The organism is Micromonospora sp. NPDC047644, from assembly GCF_040704315.1.
Classification (GTDB): domain Bacteria; phylum Actinomycetota; class Actinomycetes; order Mycobacteriales; family Micromonosporaceae; genus Micromonospora.
On the sequence record NZ_JBEYSY010000013.1, the window covers coordinates 146,359 to 167,806 of the forward strand.

General features: G+C 72.3%; 23 protein-coding genes. 20 read left to right on the forward strand and 3 right to left on the reverse strand.

The window, feature by feature from the left end; translation table 11 throughout:
- The first annotated feature begins 124 nt into the window (after positions 1-124).
- The 7 genes from AB0877_RS22405 to AB0877_RS22435 all read left to right on the forward strand — a co-directional run bounded on the left by AB0877_RS22405 (position 125) and on the right by AB0877_RS22435 (position 8,937).
- A complete protein-coding gene (locus AB0877_RS22405; RefSeq protein ID WP_366611173.1) occupies positions 125-1,135 on the forward strand; it encodes a Gfo/Idh/MocA family oxidoreductase in 1,011 nt (336 codons plus the stop codon).
- A complete protein-coding gene (locus tag AB0877_RS22410) occupies positions 1,128-2,216 on the forward strand; it encodes a zinc-binding alcohol dehydrogenase (protein ID WP_366611174.1) in 1,089 nt (362 codons plus the stop codon). Before AB0877_RS22405 ends, AB0877_RS22410 begins: the two co-directional genes overlap by 8 nt.
- 41 nt (positions 2,217-2,257) lie before the next feature.
- Positions 2,258-4,066 (forward strand): ABC transporter ATP-binding protein, encoded by a 1,809-nt coding sequence (locus AB0877_RS22415; protein WP_366611175.1) that lies wholly within the window; start codon positions 2,258-2,260, stop codon positions 4,064-4,066.
- Between the two features lie 76 nt (positions 4,067-4,142).
- Positions 4,143-6,434, forward strand: a complete 2,292-nt coding sequence (gene secA2 / locus AB0877_RS22420) for an accessory Sec system translocase SecA2 (protein WP_366611177.1) — start codon at positions 4,143-4,145, stop codon at positions 6,432-6,434.
- Between the two features lie 180 nt (positions 6,435-6,614).
- Positions 6,615-7,355: a GAF and ANTAR domain-containing protein gene (locus tag AB0877_RS22425; RefSeq protein WP_366611178.1), complete on the forward strand. Its 741-nt coding sequence runs from the start codon at positions 6,615-6,617 to the stop codon at positions 7,353-7,355.
- Between the two features lie 239 nt (positions 7,356-7,594).
- Positions 7,595-8,086 (forward strand): DUF2231 domain-containing protein, encoded by a 492-nt coding sequence (locus AB0877_RS22430; RefSeq protein ID WP_366611179.1) that lies wholly within the window; start codon positions 7,595-7,597, stop codon positions 8,084-8,086.
- Between the two features lie 92 nt (positions 8,087-8,178).
- On the forward strand, positions 8,179-8,937 hold the full coding sequence (locus AB0877_RS22435) for a class I SAM-dependent methyltransferase (RefSeq protein ID WP_366611181.1): 759 nt from the start codon (positions 8,179-8,181) through the stop codon (positions 8,935-8,937).
- A 337-nt stretch (positions 8,938-9,274) separates the two neighbouring features.
- On the opposite strand, the gene AB0877_RS22440 is transcribed toward AB0877_RS22435, so the two are convergent.
- Together AB0877_RS22440 and AB0877_RS22445 are read right to left on the reverse strand one after the other, a co-directional pair.
- The gene (locus tag AB0877_RS22440; RefSeq protein ID WP_366611182.1) at positions 9,275-10,225 is read right to left on the reverse strand and encodes a DUF3500 domain-containing protein; all 951 of its coding nucleotides are present in this window, start codon (positions 10,223-10,225) and stop codon (positions 9,275-9,277) included.
- Between the two features lie 31 nt (positions 10,226-10,256).
- Positions 10,257-10,649, reverse strand: coding sequence for an ankyrin repeat domain-containing protein (locus AB0877_RS22445; protein WP_366611183.1), 393 nt, complete (start codon positions 10,647-10,649; stop codon positions 10,257-10,259).
- Positions 10,650-10,713: 64 nt separating this feature from the next.
- Here AB0877_RS22445 and AB0877_RS22450 point away from each other — a divergent pair, with 64 nt between their 5' ends.
- The 10 genes from AB0877_RS22450 (at position 10,714) to AB0877_RS22495 (ending at position 16,536) form a co-directional block, all read left to right on the forward strand.
- Complete coding sequence (locus AB0877_RS22450) at positions 10,714-11,091, forward strand: signal peptidase I (protein ID WP_366611184.1); 378 nt, start codon at positions 10,714-10,716, stop codon at positions 11,089-11,091.
- 112 nt (positions 11,092-11,203) lie between these two features.
- Entirely contained in the window at positions 11,204-11,659 is a 456-nt protein-coding gene (locus tag AB0877_RS22455; protein ID WP_366611186.1) for a cysteine dioxygenase family protein, read from the forward strand.
- A 41-nt stretch (positions 11,660-11,700) separates the two neighbouring features.
- Positions 11,701-12,189, forward strand: coding sequence for a rhodanese-like domain-containing protein (locus AB0877_RS22460; protein ID WP_366611188.1), 489 nt, complete (start codon positions 11,701-11,703; stop codon positions 12,187-12,189).
- Positions 12,190-12,239: 50 nt separating this feature from the next.
- The gene (locus AB0877_RS22465; protein WP_366611189.1) at positions 12,240-12,773 is read left to right on the forward strand and encodes a winged helix-turn-helix domain-containing protein; all 534 of its coding nucleotides are present in this window, start codon (positions 12,240-12,242) and stop codon (positions 12,771-12,773) included.
- A gap of 247 nt (positions 12,774-13,020) precedes the next feature.
- Positions 13,021-13,626 carry a winged helix-turn-helix domain-containing protein gene (locus tag AB0877_RS22470; protein WP_355007887.1) on the forward strand — a complete coding sequence of 202 codons (606 nt, stop codon included), beginning with the start codon at positions 13,021-13,023 and terminating at the stop codon, positions 13,624-13,626.
- A 41-nt stretch (positions 13,627-13,667) separates the two neighbouring features.
- The gene (locus tag AB0877_RS22475; protein ID WP_366611190.1) at positions 13,668-14,330 is read left to right on the forward strand and encodes a uridine kinase; all 663 of its coding nucleotides are present in this window, start codon (positions 13,668-13,670) and stop codon (positions 14,328-14,330) included.
- 164 nt (positions 14,331-14,494) lie between these two features.
- Positions 14,495-14,893, forward strand: a complete 399-nt coding sequence (locus AB0877_RS22480; protein ID WP_124823205.1) for a TraR/DksA C4-type zinc finger protein — start codon at positions 14,495-14,497, stop codon at positions 14,891-14,893.
- A 48-nt stretch (positions 14,894-14,941) separates the two neighbouring features.
- A complete protein-coding gene (locus AB0877_RS22485) occupies positions 14,942-15,814 on the forward strand; it encodes a DUF72 domain-containing protein (protein WP_366611192.1) in 873 nt (290 codons plus the stop codon).
- 112 nt (positions 15,815-15,926) lie between these two features.
- The gene (locus tag AB0877_RS22490) at positions 15,927-16,115 is read left to right on the forward strand and encodes a hypothetical protein (RefSeq protein WP_366611194.1); all 189 of its coding nucleotides are present in this window, start codon (positions 15,927-15,929) and stop codon (positions 16,113-16,115) included.
- Positions 16,108-16,536 carry a DUF2267 domain-containing protein gene (locus AB0877_RS22495; RefSeq protein ID WP_366611195.1) on the forward strand — a complete coding sequence of 143 codons (429 nt, stop codon included), beginning with the start codon at positions 16,108-16,110 and terminating at the stop codon, positions 16,534-16,536. The genes AB0877_RS22490 and AB0877_RS22495 overlap by 8 nt, the downstream gene beginning before the upstream one ends.
- Before the next feature lie 44 nt (positions 16,537-16,580).
- On the opposite strand, the gene AB0877_RS22500 is transcribed toward AB0877_RS22495, so the two are convergent.
- A complete protein-coding gene (locus tag AB0877_RS22500) occupies positions 16,581-17,342 on the reverse strand; it encodes a DUF72 domain-containing protein (RefSeq protein WP_366611197.1) in 762 nt (253 codons plus the stop codon).
- 157 nt (positions 17,343-17,499) lie between these two features.
- On the opposite strand from AB0877_RS22500, the gene AB0877_RS22505 reads away from it, so the two are divergent.
- From AB0877_RS22505 to fxsT, 3 genes are all read left to right on the forward strand, one after another.
- Positions 17,500-17,805, forward strand: a complete 306-nt coding sequence (locus AB0877_RS22505; protein ID WP_091408405.1) for a hypothetical protein — start codon at positions 17,500-17,502, stop codon at positions 17,803-17,805.
- 9 nt (positions 17,806-17,814) lie between these two features.
- A complete protein-coding gene (locus AB0877_RS22510) occupies positions 17,815-19,092 on the forward strand; it encodes a cupin domain-containing protein (protein WP_366611199.1) in 1,278 nt (425 codons plus the stop codon).
- Positions 19,093-19,235: 143 nt separating this feature from the next.
- Positions 19,236-21,422, forward strand: coding sequence for an FxSxx-COOH system tetratricopeptide repeat protein (gene fxsT / locus AB0877_RS22515; protein ID WP_366611201.1), 2,187 nt, complete (start codon positions 19,236-19,238; stop codon positions 21,420-21,422).
- Positions 21,423-21,448 lie beyond the last annotated feature (26 nt).

A 21,448-nucleotide genomic window follows, 5' to 3' on the forward strand; every position in this document is an offset into this window, starting at 1 on the left:
TTCTCGGCAACAGCTTGATCACAGAGGTGACGACAATTCGTTCCCGGGGGATGAACGTTTGATTGCGCGCAGCCCAGGGGACTGCTCCCATCGCAGGTGAAATGTCTTCGAAGGGGTGTGGGGGATGCGGAACTGTCGGGTGGGGCTCATCGGTGCCGGTGGCGTGGCCCAGCGTCACGCGCGGGTGCTGACCGGGTTCGACGACGTCGAGCTGGTCGGGGTCACCGACGTGGCGCCGGAGGCGGCGTCCGCGCTGGCAGCACAGCACGGCGGGCGGGCCTTCGCCGACGTCGCCGCGCTGCTGGCCGCGGATCTGGACGCCGTGTACGTCTGCGTGCCACCGTTCGCACACGGCCCCGCCGAGGAGGCGGTGATCGAGGCCGGGGTGCCGATGTTCGTGGAGAAGCCCGTCGCGGTCGACCTGGGCACCGCCGAGCGGATCGCCGACCTGGTCGCGCGGCGCGGGCTGCGCACCGCCGTCGGCCACCACTGGCGCTACCTCAGCGTGCTCGACCAGGCCCGCGACCTGCTCGCCGACCGTCCGGCGCGGATGGTCAGCGGCGCCTGGCTGGACAAGGTGCCCCCGGTGGCGTGGTGGTCGCGGCGGGACCGCTCCGGCGGCCCGGTGGTCGAGCAGGCCGCGCACGTGCTCGACCTGATCCGCGTACTGGCCGGCGAGGTCACCGAGGTCACCGCGTACGGCAACGGCACCCCACCGCCGGTCGACGGCGCCGACATCGACTCGGTGACCACCGCCGCGCTGCGCTTCGCCGACGGCGCGGTCGGCACGCTCAGCGCCGCCTGCGTCCTCGGCTGGAAGCACCGCGCCGGCCTGGAGATCCTCGCCGACGGGCTGGCCCTCGCGATCACCGAGGAGGGGCTGTCGATCCGCGACGCCGACGGCGAACGACACGTCCCGGCCGACCCGGAAGCCGCCCGGGTGGCGGTGGACCGCGCCTTCGTCGACGCCGTCCGTGGCATCGGCGACGACGTGCGCGTGCCGTACGCCGAGGCCCTCGCCACCCAGCGCCTGGCCCTCGCGGTGGCCGACTCGGCCCGTACCGGCGCCACGGTGCGGCTCGCCACCGCGACCGCGCCGGCGGTGCTCACCAGCGGGGTGGCAGTCGATGCGTGACAAGGTCGTGGTGGTCACCGGCCCCGGCCGGGTCGACCTGGTCGAGCAGGACGCCGCCCCGCTGCGCCCCGGCACGTTCCGGGTCGAGACGCTCTTCAGCGGTGTCTCCGCCGGCACCGAGCTGAGCTACGTCAAGGGCACGAACCCCTACCTGAACGTCACCTGGAACCCCGACCTGGGGCTGTTCCAGCCCGGCGCGGCCAGCACGCCCTATCCGGTGACCCGACTCGGCTACATGCAGGTCGGCCGGGTGGTGGAGAGCGAGACCCCGGCCGTCGCGGTGGGCACCGTCGGCGCGATGACGTACGGGCACCGCACCGGCTGGCTGGCCGACCCGGTCGCCGAACGGTTCGTGGCGCTGCCCGACGACCTGGACCCGCTGCTCGGCGTCTACGTCGCGCACATGGGCCCGATCTGCGCCAACGGTCTGCTGCACGCCGCCGCCGACCTGCACGGCACCGACGTGCGCGCGCTCGGCGACGGGGTCCGCGGCCGACGCGTCGCCGTCGTCGGCGCCGGTGTCGTGGCGCTGCTGACGGCGTTGTTCGCCCGACGCAACGGCGCCGCCTCGGTGGTGGTGCTCGACCCCACCCCGCAGCGCCGCCAGGTCGCCGAGGCGCTCGGTCTGGACACCCTCGACCCCGACGCGGACGACCCGGCGGTGGTGCTCAAGACCCGGTGGGCGCACACCGCCGGCGACCGGGGTGCCGATGTGGTGTTCCAGTGCCGGGGGCAGGCGTGGGCGCTGCACCTCGCCCTGCGGCTGCTGCGGCCCCAGGGCACCGTCATCGACCTCGCCTTCTACCAGGGCGGCGCGGACGCGGTCCGCCTCGGTGAGGAGTTCCACCACAACGGGCTGTCGCTGCGCTGCGCCCAGATCGGCCGGGTGCCCCGCGGGCTCGCGTCGACCTGGGACCGCGAACGGCTCTCCGCCGAGACCGTCGACCTGCTCCGGACGTACGGCGACGCGATCGGTAAACATCTCGTCTCGGCGGTGGTGCCGTTCGACGAGGCCCCCGCCCTCCTCACCGACCTGGCCGAGCGTCGTCGCCAGGAGCTTCAGGTGGTGCTCGCCGGCTGAGCCGCCGTCGCCGCGTGCCTGGGGCGGCTACCGTTCGCGACATGAGCACCGTGCAGGAACGACCGGTTCCCGGCGACACCCCGACCGACCGGCCGGCCGGCGGCAACCCCGCAGGCCGGTCGGTCGGCCTGGCCGCGTTGCTGCCGTACCTGCGGGAGCACCGGGGCACCCTGGTGGTGGTGGGCGCGCTGTCGCTGATCGGCTCGGCGGCGTCGCTGGCGCAGCCGCTGCTCACCCGGTCGGTGCTCGAACGCATCGGCGCCGAGCAGGGCGTGTCCCGGCTGGTGGCGGTGCTGGTGGCCCTCGTGGTGTTCGGCGCGGTGATCGGTGGGCTGCGGGACTACCTGCTGCAACGCACCGCCGAAGGAGTGGTGCTGGGCACCCGGCGTCGGCTCGCCGCCCACCTGCTGCGGCTGCCCATCGCCGAGTACGACCGCCGCCGCACCGGCGACCTGCTCTCCCGGGTCGGCTCGGACACCACGCTGCTGCGCGCCGTCGTCACCTCCGGGCTGTTCGAGACGGTCACCGGGGCGGTGACGGTGGTCGGCGCCGGCACGGCCATGGTGCTGCTCGACCCGCTGCTGTTCGGGGTCACCCTGCTCGGGGTGGCGCTGGGGCTCATCTTCGCCGCCACCTTCGCCCGCCGGGTCCGGACGCTGGCCCGGGTCGCCCAGGAGCGGATCGGCGAGATGACCTCGGCGGTGGAGCGGGCCATCTCGGCGGCCCGGACCATCCGGGCCAGCCGCGCCGAGACCCGGGAGACGCAGACCGTCACCGGCAGCGCGCGCGAGGCGTACGCGGCGGGGCTGCGGGTGGCCCGGGTGCAGGCGGTGGTCGGGCCGATCGGCTCGGTCACCGTGCAGGGCGCGTTCCTGCTGGTGCTCGGCATCGGCGGGGCGCGGGTCGCCGCCGGGGCGATCTCGGTCGGTGACCTGGTCGCGTTCGTCATGTACCTGTTCCTGCTGGCGCTGCCGTTGGGTCAGGTGCTGCGGGCGTACACCCAGTTGCAGTCCGGCCTGGGCGCCCTCCAGCGGATCGAGGAGATCCTGGCCGTCCCCGCGGAGGGCGCGGACGACCGGGCGGCGCCCGGCAGCGCGACGGCGACCCCCCGCCGCCCGACACCGATGATCGAGTTCGACCGGGTCGGCTTCGGCTACCCGGGCGGCGAGCCGGTGCTGCGCGAGGTCAGCTTCGCGGTCGCCGCCGGCACCCGGACCGCCCTGGTCGGTCCGTCCGGTGCCGGCAAGTCCACGCTGCTGGCCCTGGTCGAACGCTTCTACGAGGTGAGCGCCGGCGCGGTCCGCCTCGACGGCACCGACGTGCGGGACCTGCCGCGCGACGCGCTGCGGGCCCGGCTCGGCTACGTCGAGCAGGAGGCGCCCGTGCTGGCCGGCACGCTGCGGGAGAACCTGCTGATCACCACCCCGGACGCCAGCGACGACCGGTTGCGCGACGTCCTGGACGAGGTCAACCTGGGCCACCTGGCGCAGCGCACCCCGCTCGGCCTCGACGTGCAGGTGGGAGAGGGCGGCGTGCTCCTCTCCGGAGGTGAGCGGCAGCGGCTCGCCATCGCCCGCGCGCTGCTCGCCGGCCCGCCGGTGCTGCTGCTCGACGAGCCGACCAGCAACCTCGACTCCCGCAACGAGGCCGCGCTGCGCCGCGCCATCGACGCCGTGGCCGTCCGCCGGACCCTGTTGATCGTGGCGCACCGGCTCGCCACCGTGGTCGACGCCGACCAGATCGTCGTCCTCGACGGCGGCCGGGTGGTGGCCGTGGGTACCCATGCCGAACTCACCGCCACCGACCCGTTGTACCGGGAACTCGCCAGTCACCAACTGCTGGTCGGGTGACCGACGCGCGGTCGCGGCGAACTTGCCGGGCGACCGGGCCGCGCACGCCGGCCAGAATCGCGTACCGTTGCCGCTCATGGGTGTGTCGCAACGGTTCAAGAGCAAGTTCCGGCGGTTCCTCCAGCGCCCCGGCTCGACCGTGGATCTTGCTCCGCTGGAGAAGCTGCTCCCCGCCATCGAGGCGCGCGAGGCTGACCTCAGCGCGCTCGACGACGCCGAGCTGACCGCGGCCGCGGGCGCCGCCGTCGGTTACGAGGAGATCTGCGCCGTCGGCCGTGAGGCCGCCCGCCGCGGCCTCGACCAGCGGCCGTACGACGTGCAGCTGCTCGGCGCGATGTCGCTGCTCTCCGGCAAGGTCGCCGAGATGGCCACCGGTGAGGGCAAGACACTGACCGCGACGATCGCCGCGTACGGGCACGTCCGGCTCGGCAACGGCCCGGTGCACGTGCTCACCATCAACGACTATCTGGCCCGCCGCGACGCCCAGTGGATGGAGCCGGTCTACACCCTGCTCGGCCTCACCGTCGGCTGGGTCAACGAGGCCTCCACCCCGCAGGAGCGGCGCGACGCGTACGCCTGCGACGTCACCTACGTCTCGGTCAGCGAGGCGGGCTTCGACTACCTGCGCGACCAGCTGGTCACCGACGTGGAAGACCGGGTGCAGCCCGCGCTGACCACCGCCATCGTCGACGAGGCCGACTCGATCATGATCGACGAGGCCCGGGTGCCTATGGTCCTGGCCGGCGCGGTGCCGGGCGAGCAGGACCCGGTGCACGCCGCCGCCGCGCTCGTTCGTGGCCTGCGCAAGGGCAAGCACTACACGGTCGCCGAGGACGGGCGCAGCGTGGCGTTCACCTCCGCCGGCCTGGCCGCCATGGAGGCCAAGCTCGGCATCGACCTGTACGACGAGGAGCACGTTGAGCAGCTCTCCGCGGTCAACGTGGCGCTGCACGCGCACGCCCTGCTGCACCGCGACGTGGACTACATCGTCCGGGACGGCTCCGTCGAGCTGGTCGACGAGATGCGTGGCCGGGTGGCCCAGCGCCGCCGCTGGCCGGACGGTCTCCAGGCCGCCGTCGAGGCCAAGGAGGGGTTGGACGCCACCGCCGAGGGTGAGGTGCTCGGCACCATCGCCATGCAGGCGTACATCGCGCTCTACCCGAAGGTGTGCGGGATGACCGCCACCGCGGTGCTCGTCGGCGACCAGCTGCGGGAGTTCTTCAGCCTCGAGGTCGCGGTGATCCCGCCGAACACCCCGTGCATCCGCGAGGACGAGCCGGACCGCATCTACGCCACCCGGGCGGAGAAGGACGAGGCGCTCGTCGACGAGATCCAGCGCGCGCACGCCAAGGGGCGGCCGGTGCTGATCGGCACCCTGGACGTCAAGGAGTCCGAGGGGCTCGCCGCCGGGCTGAACGCCGCCGGGGTGCCGTGCGTCGTGCTGAACGCCAAGAACGACGACGAAGAGGCCGCGATCATCGCCGAGGCCGGCGCGTACGGCGCGGTCACCGTCTCCACCCAGATGGCCGGCCGTGGCGTCGACATCCGCCTCGGCGGCAGCGACCAGACCGACCAGGAGCGGGTCGCCGAGCTGGGCGGGCTCTACGTGATCGGCAGCGGCCGGCACGACAGCCGCCGGGTGGACGACCAGTTGCGTGGTCGGGCCGGCCGGCAGGGCGACCCGGGCGGCTCGGTCTTCTTCGTCAGCCTGGAGGACGACCTCGTCGTCCGGCACGCCGCCGACTCGGTGCCGGCGTCGCCGCGGATGAACGCCGACGGTCTGGTGACCGACGAGCAGGTCGACTACGCGGTGGAGCACGCCCAGCGGGTCGCCGAGGGCGTCAACCACGAGATCCACCGCAACACCTGGCGCTACAGCGTGGTGATCGAGCAGCAGCGCAAGGCCCTTGCCGCGCGCCGGGAGCGGCTGCTGACCAGCGACGTGGCCGCGGTGATGCTGCTGGAGAAGGAGCCCGAGAAGGCCGGCGAGATGGACGAGGACCTGCTCGCCCGTGCCGCCCGGTCGATCGCGCTCTACCACCTGGACCGGCTCTGGGCCGAGCACCTGGCCGAGCTGTCCGAGGTGCGCGAGGGCGTGCACCTGCGCGCGCTGGGCCGGCTCGACCCGCTGGACGAGTTCCACCGGGCCGCGGTGCCGGCGTTCAACGACCTGATCCCGGAGATCGAGGCCCGTACCATCGCCACCTTCACCGAGACCGAATTCGATGAGGACTGGCAGCCCGACGACGGCACCCTGGTCCGGCCCACCGCCACCTGGACGTACCTGGTGCACGACAACCCGTTCGGGTCCGAGCTCGATCGTCTGATCGCGTCGATCGGGCGGCGGCTCGGCGGCGGCTCGCGCTGACGTTCGACCATCGGGGCCCCGACCGCGCCTGCGGGCGCGACCGGGGCCCCGATTTACGCCGTTTCGACCCAGGTTTCCCAGGGTAGTAGGGCTGGTCGGTCGAGTCGGGAGAGAGCAGACGATGACACAGGTGACGATGCGTACCGGGCAGGCGCGAAACCGCACGGAGGCTGCGTACCGGTGAATCTCGACACGCGGGAACCGGTGGTGCACACCCTTGGTGTGCTGGAAGCAGCCGCACTGTTGCGGGAGCTGACCGCCGGGCTGATCGCCCTGACCGACTTTGATGAGGCGCTGCTGGCCCTGGTCCGCGTCACCCGGGACGCCGTGGCCGGGGTGCGCTGGTGCGGGTTCACCGCCCTGCGGGCCGGCGAGCCGGCCGGGGTGGCCGCCTCCGACGACGGGCTGGCCGGGCTGGACGACCTGCGACACGGGCCGGACACGCCGGCGATGAGCGCGATCCACCTGCGCGAGATGATCCTCGCGGCCGACCTGACCGGTGAGCCCCGCTGGCCGGCCTGGACGGCGCACGCCCACGACCTCGGCGTACGCGGGGTGATCTCCGCGCCGGTAGACATCGACGACCAGGTCATCGGGGCGATCAACCTGTACGCCGACGCGCCGGACCTGCTCACCCCGCAACACCAGTTGACCGCCATGCTGCTGGCCGAACATGCCGGCCTGCTGCTGGCAGCCGTCCGGGACCGCAACCGACAACTCGCCCTCGCCGCCGAACGGGACGCCTCACTCCTGCACGACGGGGTGGTGGGCCAGGCCGTCGGCGTCATCATGACGCAGCGGGGGTGCCCTCCGGCCGAGGCCCTCGACGTGCTGCGGACCGCCGCCTCGTCGCTGGACATCCCGCTGCGCGAGGTGGCCGAGCGCCTGGTCCGGACGGTCTCCCGCCAACGCGACAACTGACCCCGGCCGGCATCTCGACGGTGGTGCCGCCCGTGATCCACGCGAATCCCTTGAACCCGCGGTGTCACAGTCGCCCGGACGCCCCGACTTTCGGGAAACCGAGTTGATCAGCGCTGGTCCGGCGGCGGCCCCCGTGCCCGTTCTCCCTACTGCCGGCGAGTCGGGCGGCATCGTTTCGTCGCGACCGGCCTCGGGTAGCACTCTGGTCAGGTGAGCTGCGCCGACCCGGGGGAGGACCGATGCAGAGCCGGCTGCGGGTGCAGGGGCACCCGATCCAACCAATGCTCGTGACGTTCCCGCTCGGGCTCTTCGTCAGCGCCACCGTCTTCGACCTCACCGACGTCGTCGGCGGGCCCGCGTTCCTCGGCGAGGTCGGCTACTGGACGGGCGTCGCCGCGCTCGTCGCCGCCGCCCTGACCGCCGTGGCCGGCATGGTCGACCTGTGGGACGTGCCGGGCGACCGTACCCGCCGCACCGCCGTCGCCTTCAACCTGGTGAACGCGGTGATGGCCGCCATGTTCCTGCTCACCTGCCTGGTCCGGTCACACTCCCCGCAGCGCGGCGCGTCGGTCACGATCCTCGCCACCGAGCTGGTCGCCCTGGCGGTCGGCGCGGTGGGCGTGCACCTGGGCGCACGGCTGATGCGCCAGTTCGACAGCGGACGTACCGAGGCCGGCGGCCTGGACGCGCTCGCCGGCATCCGAGCGGCTGCTCGATCCACGAGCCGCTGACACCTTCGCTCCCGAAGATCGCGCTTGCCACCCCCGGCCGGGCGGCGGCAATTGGGTTGCCGGCCGGGTGGCCGATCGCGAGGCTGACCGCCATGACCGATGAGCGTGACGCCGAGGACCTGATCGCGGAGGCCGCCGCCGCGCCCGTCGACGGTTGGGGCTTCGGCTGGCTGGCCGGCCGGGCCACCGAGGAGCGTCCACCCTGGGGGTACGCCCGGCTCGTCGCCGACCGGATGGCGCGGGCCGACGCGGCGCTGGACGTGGACACCGGGGGCGGGGAGGTGCTCGCCGAAGTGCCGCGTCCACCGACAGTGTTGACGGCGACCGAGGCGTGGCCGCCGAACGTGGCGGTCGCCCGCCGGACCCTGCGCCGGGTCGGCGCGTCGGTGGTCGCGGTCGCCCCGGACGGGCCGCTGCCGTTTCGCGACGCCTCGTTCGACCTGGTGGTCAGCCGGCATCCGGTGCGTACCGACTGGGTTCAGACGGCGCGGGTGCTACGGCCCGGCGGGACGTTCCTGTCGCAGCAGATCGGTGCCGGCACGATGCGGGAGCTGAGTGAGGCGATCCTCGGTCCGTTGCCACCGCCGACCCAGCGGCACCCCGAGCACGCGGCCGCCGCCGCCGAGGCCGCCGGCCTGCGGGTGGTCGACCTGCGCCGGGCCACGCTGCGGGCAACCTTCGCCGACATCGGCGCGGTGGTCTGGTTCCTGCGCAAGGTGATCTGGACGGTGCCCGGGTTCACTGTCGACCGCTACCGCACACCTCTGCGGAACCTCCACCACCGCATCGCTGAAGAGGGCCCCTTCGTCGCCCACGCCCAACGCTTCCTCATCGAAGCCACCCGCCCCTGAACCACCCCCACCCGTCCCGTCCCGCACCCTGTCCCCGCCGGACCCCGCACGCGTCGCCCCCGTCCCCCCGTCCCCCCGTCCGACCCCCGCACGCGTCGCCCCCGTCCCCCCCGCCCGACCCCCGCACGCGTCGATCTTGCACTTTCTGTCCCGGCAAAAGACCCTGATAAGGGCAATCCGACCACCGAAACTGCAAGATCGGCGGGCCGGGCCGGGCCGGGCCGGGGCGGGGCGGGGCGGGGCGGGGCGCGGGTCGGGTCGGGGGTCGGGTCGGGGCGTGAGTCGGGAAGGGCCGGGCCGGGCTGGGGTCGGGGTGGGGCGGGGCGGGGTGGGTGGGTTAGTGGGGGTGGGTTTGGTGGTGGGTTGCCAGGACGTCGGCACCGAAGTCGCTGGCGGGGCGGCGTAGCACGGTGTGCGCGTGGTTGCCGTCCGCTGTGGTGTTGTCGTACTCGATCAGCAGGTCGTCGCCCTGCACCCGGTAGTAGTGCCGCCGCCCGGGGTGGGTCGGGCCGGCCCAGGCGAAGTGCAACGGGCCGGCGTCCAGTCGGGTCGCCTCCCGGATGGCCAGCTCGGGCGGCAACCGGTCGAGGTAGAGGGCGACCACCTGGTCGAGCAGGGCGCGGCCGGTTGGTCCGAGCCGCTGTGCCGGTACGCCGAGGGGTTCCAGCGGCGCGTCGACCCGTCCACGAGTGGCGCTGATGATGTCCGCCGGCGCCTCGTCGGCGATGATCGCGGCGGCTCGCTCGGCGGGGCCCAGCGCGTCGAGCAGGGCGCGGGCCAGGTCCTCTTCGACACCGAGTGGGCGGGAGACGGGCCGGCCGGCGTAGCGGACCGCGGCCGGGTTGGCGCCGAAGAAGATCGGCGCGGGGGAGACCTGACCGTCCACCACTGTCATGTTCACCGACAGGTGGTGACCTTCGAGTCGCCACGCCCACCGGTCGTCGCGTGCGGGGTCACCGAACACGGCCACCCAGTAGTCGGCGCTGTGCCGCCCGCGCTGCCAGCCCTCGGCCCGGTCCAGCACCTCCTCCAGCGAGATGATCGCCATCGCCTGTGCGTACGCCGAGGGGCTGAGCGCGGTGGCCAGCAACCGGTGCGCGGCCTTGCGGGCGGTGACGTCGAGCTCGGCGAGGCAGACGCCCGGTCGGGGTCGGGGCCGGTATTCCAGCCAGCGTCGGGCCGCCTCGTCGTCGAACGAGTGCACGGCGCTCTCGCGGGCGGCGGGGTCGAGCGCGGTCAGCAGCGCGGTCGCGGCCGCCCGCATCTGCTCCGGCAGGGGATCTTCCACCGACCCTGTATACCGGCCGGCCGTGCCGGTGTCAGCCGACGCGCAGCAGCTCTGTCATCTCCGGCAGGTCGAAGAAGCGTGCCGTCTCGACGGCCGACGGGTTGCCGTGTGCCGGATCCGCGCCGGCGGCGAGCAGCGCGCGGACCCCTTCGGCGCTGCTGCGGAAGACCGCCGCCGCCAACGCGGTCTGACCTCGGTCGTTGGCTCGGGTGTGGTCGGCGCCGCGGCTGAGCAGGGCGGCCACCGTGTCCGGGTGGGCGTGGTACGCGGCCAGGATGAGCAGCGTGTCGCCCTTGTCGTTGGTGAGGTTGACCGGCAGGCCGGCGTCGATCTGCGCCGCCAGTTCGTCGGTGGCGCCGGCGCGGGCCAGGTCGAACATCCGGTGCGCGAACGCCAGCGTCTCGGCGTCGAGGTTGTCGGTCACCGGTCCAGGTTAACGACATCGTTCCTGATAGGTTGCTCGGCCGGCGCGCAGGGTGGGGGGTCCGATGGGTGAGACGGTGTACGTGGGCAACGCGGGCGTCGACGGCGCCACCAACGCTGGTTGGTTGCTCGGGCACTTCGTGCCGCCGGGGGAGATCCGGCACAGCACCGACGTCGAGGTGAAGTGGGGCGTGCATCCGCCTGGGCAGGCCCGGTCGCGGTGGGCGACCGGCGAGGTGCGCACCACTCTGCTCGTACTCGTCGAGGGGTGTTTCCGGGTGGAGTTGCCGGACCGGACGGTACGGCTGGCCGCTCCGGGCGACTACGTGGTGTGGGCCCGTGGGGTGGACCATTCGTGGTTCGCCGAGCGCGCGTCGGTGGTGTTGACAGTGCGCTGGCCCTCGTTGCCGGGCTACCGCACGGACCCGCCGGTGCTGCGCTGATTCACCCGAGTGGATGACCCGTGTCCCACCAGACGGAATTACCTACTAAACCTATAGGCTTTGCCGTCTAGAGTACGGGGGCACCCCGCCGAACGACCCGCGAGGAACTGCCATGACGCACCACCGCCCGGAGCCCGACCTGCTCACCGTTGCCGCCGGGTGGGCCGACCCGGCCGGCTGGCCGGTCGCGCTGCGCTTCGATCCAGCCGAGCGCTGGTACGCCCGCCTCGCCGTCGGCGACGACCACGAGGTGTGGGCGCTGAGCTGGCTGCCCGGGCAGGGCACCGACCTGCACGACCACGGCGGCTCCTCCGGAGCGTTCCGGGTGGTCAGCGGCGTGCTCACCGAGGAGACGGTCAGCGCCGGCCGACTACGTCCCCGACTGTTGCCGGCCGGTGCGGGCCGCCGCTTCGGCCCCCGGCACGTGCACCAGGTGACCAACCGAGGCGTGGATCCGGCGGTCAGCGTGCACGTCTACCGGCCGGCGCTGCTGCGAATGACCCGCTATCACCTCCTGGACGGGCGGCTGCGGGTCGCCGAGGTCGCCGAGGCCGGCCGGTCCTGGTAGTCGCGCGCCCCGAGAACCCTGTCACCGGAAGGAATCCGAGAATGCAGATAACCGCCGAACACTGTCCCGCTCCCGTGCCGCCACCGGGCTCCCGGGGCATCGACGAGATCCTGACCGCCGCGCGGGCCCGGCTGTGTCGGCTGGACCCGGAGCGGGCGCACCTTGCGTACCGCAGCGGAGCGCTGCTCGTCGACATCCGCCCGGCCGCACAGCGGGCCGCGCACGGCGTGGTGCCGGGCTCGCTCATCGTCGAACGCAACGTGCTGGAGTGGCGCTTCGACCCGCGCTGCGCGGCCCGGCTGCCGCAGGCCGTCGACTACGACGTGCCGGTGGTGATCCTCTGCCAGGAGGGCTACACCTCGTCGCTGGCCGCTGCCGCGTTGCAGGACGTCGGCCTGCACCGGGCCACCGATGTGGTCGGTGGGTTCGCGGCCTGGCGCATCGCCGGCCTGCCGGCCCTCGGCCCGACCCCACTGCACCACCCTTCACCCCTCGCGTCCCCGGTCAACGCCGGGTGGGCGCGCCGCTGACCGTCACGCCACACCCGGCGTGGCGCGCGTACCGCCACTCAGGAGGCACCATGTCCGTCGTCGCCATCCCCACGCGCCGTCACCCCGGCGGGCGCCCGTCGGCCCGTCCGCGCACCAGCCCGACCCTGACCATCACCCTCGATCTCGTCCCCGGGCCGCTGAGCCCCCGGCTGGCCCGGCTCGTGCAGCTGCTCGGCGAGCTGGCCGAGTCGGGGGAGGGTCAACTGCATCCCGTGGAGGAGCTCGCGGCAGGGCCGCGACCGGCCGCGCGGCCCGCCGCACCGGACCACGTCCGCATCCTGGCCGGCTCGCGGCTGGTCCGCCAGGGTGACCGGGTCGTCGCCCTGACCCGCATCGAGTACGAGCTGCTGCTGTTCCTGGCCGAGCGGCCCCGCCGGGTCTTCACCCGCCTGCAACTGCTCTCCAGTGTCTGGGGCTACGAGCACGCGGTGGCCCGGACGGTGGACGTGCACGTCCGCCGGCTGCGCGCCAAGCTGGCCGGCTCGGAGGTGGTCACCACCGTCTACGGCGTCGGCTACCGGCTTGCCGACGAGGCCCTGATCAGCGTGGACCACGGCAGCTGAGCCCTGGTCCGGAGGCGATGTGACCGCCTGGTGAACCGGTCGGGGACCCCCGTAACGGGGCAACTCGACGACTCTGCTGTAATCATCAGGACTCGTACGCAGAGCGAGCATCCGGCTCCGATGTGTTCGTCAATTGTCACATTCATGCAACGCAGCCGCCTCTTGACCCTCGCCCAGGCGCCGGGAAGCATCGATGAAGCGGCGTCCCGGGCCGTGGGGAGATACCCGGACCAGCCCAAGGAGGACCATGTCGGTCAGCCCCGCCTCGTCGCGTGCCGGATGGCATACGTCCCAACCCGCGGTGCCCGGTCGACCTCCCGGCGGCCAGCGTCGCCCGGCGAACACCGCCGCGCCCGTGCTCACTGTGACGCTGTCCATCCCGCTGGCCTGTGAGGAGTCGCTGACCCCGGCGGCACGCCGGCTGTTGGAGGCCGCCCGCGAGATGCTGGAGCGGGGCGAGGGCGTGATCATCGGCTCGGTCCCGACCGAACGCCGCCCCGACCAGGCACCCGCCAACCGGTCGCCGGCCCGCCCGATCAGCCCGACCATCCCCGCCCTGCACATCCTCGCCTCGTCGCGCTCGGTGCTGCGCGACGAGGAACCGCTGCCGCTGACCCGGCTGGAGTTCGACCTGCTGCTGCACCTGGTCGCCCACCCGCGCCGGGTGTTCACCCGCCTGCAACTGCTCAACGCCGTGTGGGGCTACGAGCACGCCGGCGTGCGCACCGTCGACGTGCACGTGCGTCGGCTTCGCGGCAAGGTCGGCGTCGACGTTCCACTGGTCACCACCGTCTACGGGGTGGGCTACCGGCTGGCCGACGACGCCCGGGTCACCATCGACCGCAGCGGCTGACCGGCCACCCCCGCGTACCCGGCACGGGGCAGGATGGTCCGGTGCGCATCCGCCCCATCTCGCCCGACCTGCTCGTCACCGAGCTGACCGGCCGGCTGGCCGAGGAGGCGACCCGCGCCGCGAGCGCCGCGGCCGGGCCCGCCCGGCTGCGGGTGGCAGTGGACGGCGCTCCGGCCTCCGGCGCCGACGACCTGGCCGCGGCGCTGGTCGACCCGCTGCGCGCCCAGGGTCATCCGGTGCTGCACGTGCGCGCCACCGACTTCCTTCGCCCCGCGTCGCTGCGCTTCGAGCTGGGGCGCACCAACCCGGACTCCTTCTACGAGGCCTGGGTCGACGAGGCCGGGCTGCGCCGGGAGGTGCTCGACCCGGCCGCCGCCGGCGGCAGCGGCCGACTGCTCCCGTCGCTCTGGGACGCCGACGCCGACCGGGCCAGCCGCGCCCGCTACGTCGACCTGGCACCCGGCGGCGTCGTCCTGGTCAGCGGCTCACTGCTGCTCGGCGGCGGTCTGCCCTTCGACGTGACCGTCCACCTGGAGTTGTCCCCGGCGGCGCTTCGCCGACGCACCGAAGCGGCCCAGCGGTGGGCGCTGCCGGCCTTCGACCGGTACGCCGAGGAGGTCGTCCCGGCGAGCTTCGCCGACGTCGTGGTACGCGCCGACGACCCCCGCCGACCGGCGCTCGTGGAGCCCGGCGAAAACGACTGACAACAACCGAGAATTAGTCGGTTTGCCCGGCTGTTTCGGCGGGTACTCGCCCGGCTCACAGAGCACGGGTGATCGCCCGCGCACCGAACGCTACCGTGACCGGGGCCCCGCGCCGCCGGCACCCGGTTCACCTTGAGCCACAGGCCCAGGAAAGGCAGGCAGCGATGCTCGTCCACGACACGGTCGGTACGGCCCGGTCCCAGACGGAGATCGACCAGATCCGACAGTCGCTCCAGGCGCGCTACGACGAGCTGACCGCGGAGTACGACCAGGCGGTGCTCCAGAGCCAGGTGCTGCGGCTGGTGGAGGTCGGCGACACCGCCGGCGACGACCAGGCCGACAGCGGCACCAAGACGGCCGAGCGGGACACCGCCCAGTCCCTGTTGCGCACCATCCTCGACCGCCGCGCCCAGTACGAGCACGCCCTCGGCCGGCTCGAGGAGGGCACCTACGGCTGGTGCGAGGGCTGCTCGGCGGCGATTCCGGTGGAGCGGCTGGAAATCTTCCCGTCCGCCACCACCTGCGTGACGTGCAAGCAGACTCGCGAGCGGCGGGCGGCCTGAGTCACCTCAGCGGTTGCCGGTCGGTCCGGGACGCGATGGACTTCAGCCATGGGTGACATCCTCGTGGGCACCGCGTCCTGGACCGACCGCACGCTGCTGGACTCGGGGTGGTATCCGCAGACCGCCGACACCCCGGAGAAGCGGCTGGCCTACTACGCCAAGCAGTTCCCGCTGGTCGAAGTGGACGCCACCTACTACTCGCCGCCCGCCGAGGCGACCGCGCGGCTGTGGGCCGAACGCACCCCGGCCGGCTTCACCTTCAACATCAAGGCGTTCAGCCTGCTGACCGGGCATCCCACCCGGGTCAGCGCGCTCTACAAGGACCTGCGCCCGGAGACCGACAAGAAGAACGTCTACCCCGACGACCTGCCCGCGCAGTCGTACGAGGAGGTGTGGACGCGTTTCCTGTCCGCGCTGGACCCGCTGGTCGAGGCCGACAAGCTGGGCGCGCTGCTGTTCCAGTTCCCACCCTGGTTCACCATCAAGCGGGCCAACAAGCAGTACCTGCTGGAGGTGGCGAAGCGCTGCGCCCCGCTGCGCCCGGCGTACGAGTTCCGGCACGCCTCCTGGTTCGACGGCGACAACGCCGACGAGACCCTGGCCTTTCTGCGCGAGCACGAACTGCCGTACGTCTGCGTGGACATGCCCCAGGGCCACCGTTCGTCGCTGCCCCCGGTGCTGGCCGCCACCGCGGACCTCGCGGTCATGCGCTTCCACGGGCACAGCGACAAGTGGACCAGCAAGGACATTCACGAGAAGTTCGGCTACCACTACTCCAAGCGCGAGTTGGCCGACTGGGCGCCGAAGCTGCGCGAGCTGGCCGACGGGGCCGGCCAGACCCACGTGCTCATGAACAACTGTTACCGCGACTACGCGCAGACCAATGCCACCACCCTCGCGGGTCTCCTCGACGCCGACTGACCTCACCCGATCAGGGTGGTGCCCCCTCACCCCACCCACCGGCAGATTGGACGCGGTGGGTACGGCCGTCCCCGGGACGGCCGACGCCGGAGACGACACGGAGGTGACGGGGATGACGGTTCGAGTGGTGACGGATCGACGGCGCGGTGCCGTCCTGCACGTGGTCGGAACAGCGGCCGACAACGCCCGGCGCGCCCCGCAGGGCAGCCCGGTGCGGGCCCGCCGTGGCCCGGTGGGGCCGCCGCGCCGCGCCGACGACCGACGGTGGGACACCACGGAACGGGGGTCGACCGATGGCTGACTCGATGATCTCGGCGTTCGAGTCCTCGCTGGACAAGACGAACCTCATCCTCAAGGACATCGAGAACGCCTACGGCTGGCCGAAGGAACGGCGCAACCAGTCGTACGCGGCCCTGCGCACGGTGCTGCACCTGCTGCGCGACCGGCTGCCGGTGGACGAGAGCGTGGAGTTCGCCCAGCAGTTGCCGGTGCTGGTACGGGGCATCTACTTCGATGGCTGGGTGCCGTCCGACGTGCCGATCAAGCTCAACCGTGACGACTTCCTCTACGAGGTTCGGCAGGGCTTCCCGTACGACGCGGAGGGTGGCCCGGAGCGGGTGACGCAGGTGGTGCTGGACACGCTGCGCCGCCACGTCACCCAGGGTGAGTGGCAGGACGTGAAGGACACCATGCCCAAGGACCTCGCCACGCTGGTGCCGTGACGGCCCGACACACCGCGAGCCCGCCCGACCGCTGTCGGGCGGGCTCAGTCGTCCTCGGCGGGCACCCGCGACACCGGGTGCCCGGCCCGGCGGGCCAGCGCGGCGAACGCGACGGCGTCCACGATCGCGGCCCCGCCCGGATCGTTGTTGAAGTAGACGTACGCCGGCTCGTCGGCGTCGAAGGCGTCGGTCAGCCGGCTGACCCAGGACCGCAGCGCGGCCTGACCGTAACGCGGCCACGGCCGTGCCCGCCCCTCGTGCAGCCGCAGGTAGCCGAAGTCGGTGGTGCGCCAGCGGGGGGCGACCGGGCGGCCCAGCCGGTCCGCCCAGACCAGCGCTGCCCGACGCCGTTCGAGGACCACCCGGGTGGCGTCGGTCCACCACGAGGGGTGCCGCGGTTCGACCGCTACCCGCACCTGCGTCGGGAACAGTCGTAACGTCGCGTCCAGCGCCTCGACGTCCGCCCGCAGATTCGGTGGCAGTTGCAGCAGCACCGGGCCGAGCCGGTCACCGAGCGCGGTGGCGCGGCCGAGGAACCGGGCCACCGGCTCCTCCGGGTCACGCAGTCGCTTGATGTGGGTGAGGTAGCGGCTCATCTTCACCGCCACGCAGAAATCAGCCGGGGTGCGCGCCCGCCAGGCGGCGAAGGTGTCCCGCTCGGGCAACCGGTAGAAGGCGTTGTTGACCTCGACCGTGGCGAACCCGGCCGCGAAGTGCTCCAGCCAGAGCCGCTGCGGCAGCCCCTGCGGATAGAAGCGGCCGCGCCAGTCCCGGTACTGCCAGCCGGACGTGCCCACCAGGATCACCAACCCATCCTGGCACTCTCCGCCGCCGCTCGCGAACTGCCCGTGTCGCCCCGGTTCGGCGTCTACGGTGAGGGTTAGAGAAGATCGCGCGTGGGGTACCACCCGCAGCACGACGGACCCCGGCGTACGGCGGGGCGGCACACCCGAGGGAGTACCGATGGCACTCAACGATGACGACATGCAGACCACCGGCGGCGGCGGCGCGGAGGGCCCGGCCGACGGCGGCGCGACCCCCGGTCAGCACGACGGTGGCGCCGACGGTGGCGCGGAGGGTCCCGCCGACGGTGGTGCCACCCCGGGTCAGCACGACGGTGGCGCCGATGGCAGCGCGGAGGGTCCCGCCGACGGTGGTGCCACCCCGGGTCAGCACGACGGTGGCGCCGACGGTGGCGCGGAGGGTCCCGCCGATGGTGGTGCCACCCCGGGTCAGCAGGACGGTGGCGCTGACGGCAGCGCCCGGTAGCGGCTCGCCATGACCTACCTCGACCCGCCGGGCGGCCACCACGGTCGCCCGGCGGTTCCGTCCGCCGAGGCCACCGCGGCGCTGGCCCGCTGCGTCTCGGTCGAACCGGCCAAGTTCGCCGCCGCGCACTGGGGGCACACCCCGCTGCTGTCCCGAGCCGCCGAACTGCCCGACCCGGCCGGCTTCACCGACCTGCTCAGCCCCGCCGACGCCGACGACCTGCTGAGCCGGCGCGGTCTGCGTACCCCGTTCCTGCGCGTTGCCAAGGACGGCCAGTTGGTCGCGGCTTCGCGCTGGACCGGCGGTGGCGGCGCGGGCGCGGAGATCGGCGACCAGGTGCTCGACGAGCGGGTCCTGGAGCAGTACGCGTCCGGGGCCACCCTGGTCTTGCAGGGGCTGCACCGGATCTGGCCGCCGCTCATCGACTTCGCCCGCGACCTGGGCCTCGCGCTCAACCAGCCGTTGCAGATCAACGCCTACCTGACTCCGGCCGGCAGTCAGGGCTTCGCCACCCACTACGACACCCACGACGTGTTCGTGCTCCAGGTCGACGGCCGCAAGCACTGGCGGATCCACCCGCCGGTCCTGCCCGACCCGTTGGAGAAGCAGCCGTGGGGTGGACGCGCCGACGAGGTCGGCGCCACCGCGCAGGGTCCGGCCGCGTTGGACGTGGTGCTCGCCCCGGGTGACGCCCTCTACCTGCCCCGGGGGTGGCTGCACAGCGCGCAGGCACAGGACGCCAGCTCGCTGCACCTGACCGTGGGCATCCGCGCGCTCACCCGCTACGCCCTGGTCGAGGAGCTGCTGGCGCTGTCCGCCGAGGACCAGCGACTGCGGGCCAGCCTGCCGTTCGGCACCGACGTCGCCGACCCGGACGCCATCGAGCCGGAGCTGACCGAGACCGTGGAGGCGTTGCGGGACTGGCTGCTGCGCGCCGACCCGAGCGCCGTCGCGGCGCGGTTGCGTCAGCGCGCCTGGCCGGCCGCCCGCCCGGCGCCGATCCGACCGCTCGCCCAGGCCGACGCGCTGGCCACACTGGACGCCGACTCCCGGCTCACCCTGCGGCCGGGCCTGCGGTGGCAGCTCGTGCCGCACGGGTCGGACAGCGTGGCGCTGCGGGTCTTCGACCGCACCATCACCCTGCCGGCGACCTGCGAACCGGCCGCCCGCGCCCTGCTCAGCAGCGTGGTCACCCGGGTCGGTGACCTGCCCGGCCTGCCCGACGACGCCGACCGGGTCACCCTGGCCCGCCGCCTGCTCCGCGAGGCCGTCCTGGTCCCGGCCTGACCGATCGGATCGAGGGCGGGCGCAGCGCCCTGGGTGCACCCTGCCCAGGGCGCTTCACATTCCGAGGAGCTGGTGAAAGGTCAGTGACACCAGACGCGGCGTCCTGTTGGATGTGGGGGACGGTGCCGCGAAGGGATTCGTCCATGGGTTCTGATGGTCGCCGCTCGGCCGGATGGGTCGTGGCCGGTGTGCCGATATTGGCTGCGCTGGGCGGCCTTGCCGCTAACACAGCTTCCGACCAGCAGCGGTGGCCCAGGGTCCTCGAGCTGGTGCGACAGAATCCCTGGTTGACCTTAGGCGTCATAACTCTCCTGTGTGTGGGGTCCGAGGTGGCGTTGCTGTGGCCGCGCCGGCAGTCCAAGAGCGTCGTCCCCGCCGAGACTGAGCAGCCGGGCCCGCATCGTATGCCGAATCGGAATCCGTTGTTCACTGGCCGAGAGCAGATACTGGACGAACTTCACCTGCGACTCGAATCATCTGTCGTCTGTGTGCACGGCATAGGTGGCTCCGGTAAGACAAGTCTGGCAATCGAATATTCGCACAGATTCAAAGAGCGCTTTTCCGTGATTTGGTGGATAGCTGCCGAACAGCCTCCACTGGTGACAGAACAATTGGCGGCGTTGGCTGTCGAAGTGGGTGAGGCAGCCGAAGGAACACCGGTCAAGGATGCTGCCGAGAAGGCTCGGGCCTGGCTGCGCGGCCACCGGGGCTGGTTGGTGGTGTTCGACAACATGCCGGGAGCCGAGCCTGTCTCGCCGGAAATTCCCGATGGTGCTGGCCACGTGCTGATCACCTCGCGAGCCAACTACTGGAAGCAGCTAGGAGCGTTGGTTCAAGTGGATGTATTTTCACGGACGGAGTCAGTGTCCTTATTGACAGCGCAGCTGAGCGGGATCAGCCCGTCGGATGCAGACAGGGTCGCGAACGCGGTGGGCGATCTGCCCCTGGCGGTAGCGCAAGCGGCGGGTTTCATGGTGGCAACGGGCATGCGGCCCAGCGAGTACGTCGATGCGATCGAAGCACATGCAATCGAGATTCTGGACCGGGGCAGGCCAGTCGGATATCAACTGTCGTTGGCCGCGGTGGTCGCGCTCTCCGTCGAACGGCTCGGTGTTGAGGACCCCGTGGGGGTCAGCATCCTGAATCTGTGTTCGTTTCTGGGACCAGAGCCGATTCCCTTCACCTGGCTCACTCGCATGCAGCAGGAGAGAGGTCGAAGCGACCTCGCCAAGACCTCACCCGTCGCGCTGAGGTCGTCGGTGGGGCGGCTGGTGGAATTCGGCCTTGCGCGGCTCGACTCGGACGGGGGGTCGCTCGTGGTGCACCGTACGACCGCGGCAGTCGTGCGCGATCTGCTCACCGTGCGGACGCGAAGCAGGCAGTGGCAGTTGGCCGGGGAATTGCTCGCCGCGAACCGAGCTGACGACCCCTCTGAGTTGACCCGCTGGCCGCTGTGGTCCACCCTGACGGCCCACGTTGGCCCGCATCTACGGCTGGCGCCCGGATCCGCCGACGCGGGCAGCCAGGATTATCGACGCGTCGTTCTCGATGCCGCCCGGTATCTGGAGTTGTCCGGACAGGCCGCTTCGGCGAATGAGCTCGCCCGGGCCGCTCGCGAGAGATGGACCCAATCGCTGGGCAGCGACGATCTGGATGTCCTGCGGGCAGCCCGGCGTCAGTCGGCGACGCTTCCCCCGGCGCATCCCGACGCGTTGGGCATCGAGACGGACACACTTGCCCGCCTGCGGCGCCTGCTGGGTCCGGACGATCCGGAGACCTTATCGTCGGCTGGCAACTGCGCCATGGCCATGGCCGACCTCGGGAGATACGAGGACGCACGGCAGTTGAACCGCGACACTCTCGATCGCCTGCGGCGGATCTTCGGTGCGGATGATCCCAGAACTCTGCTGTCCGCCAACAATCTGGCTAACCGAATGTCCGAGCTTGGTGAACACGAGGCTGCACGGGCTCTGCACCGCCAGATTCTCCACCGCCGGGAAGTGGTGCTCGGTCACGATCATCCGGACACCCTGATGACCACGGCTCAACTCGCGCTCGACCTCGCGAATCTCGGCGAACTGGACGAGGCGACGACGTCTGGTCGCCGGTCTTTTGCCGAGCTCAGTCGCCGGCTTGGTCCCGACCACCGCAGCACTCTGCAGGCGGCGGCCATCCTCGCTGAAATTCTGCGCCGGGAAGGGAGTCTCCAAGAGGCGCGCGCTCTTGACGAGGAGACTCTCCAACGTCGCGAACGGGTGTTGGGCACCGACCATCCCGAAACCGTGGCCCTGGCTCAGAGTCTCTTTCCGAACTCGTCCAAGCAGGGATGAGCCGGCAAAGCCGGTGTCTGGCTAGT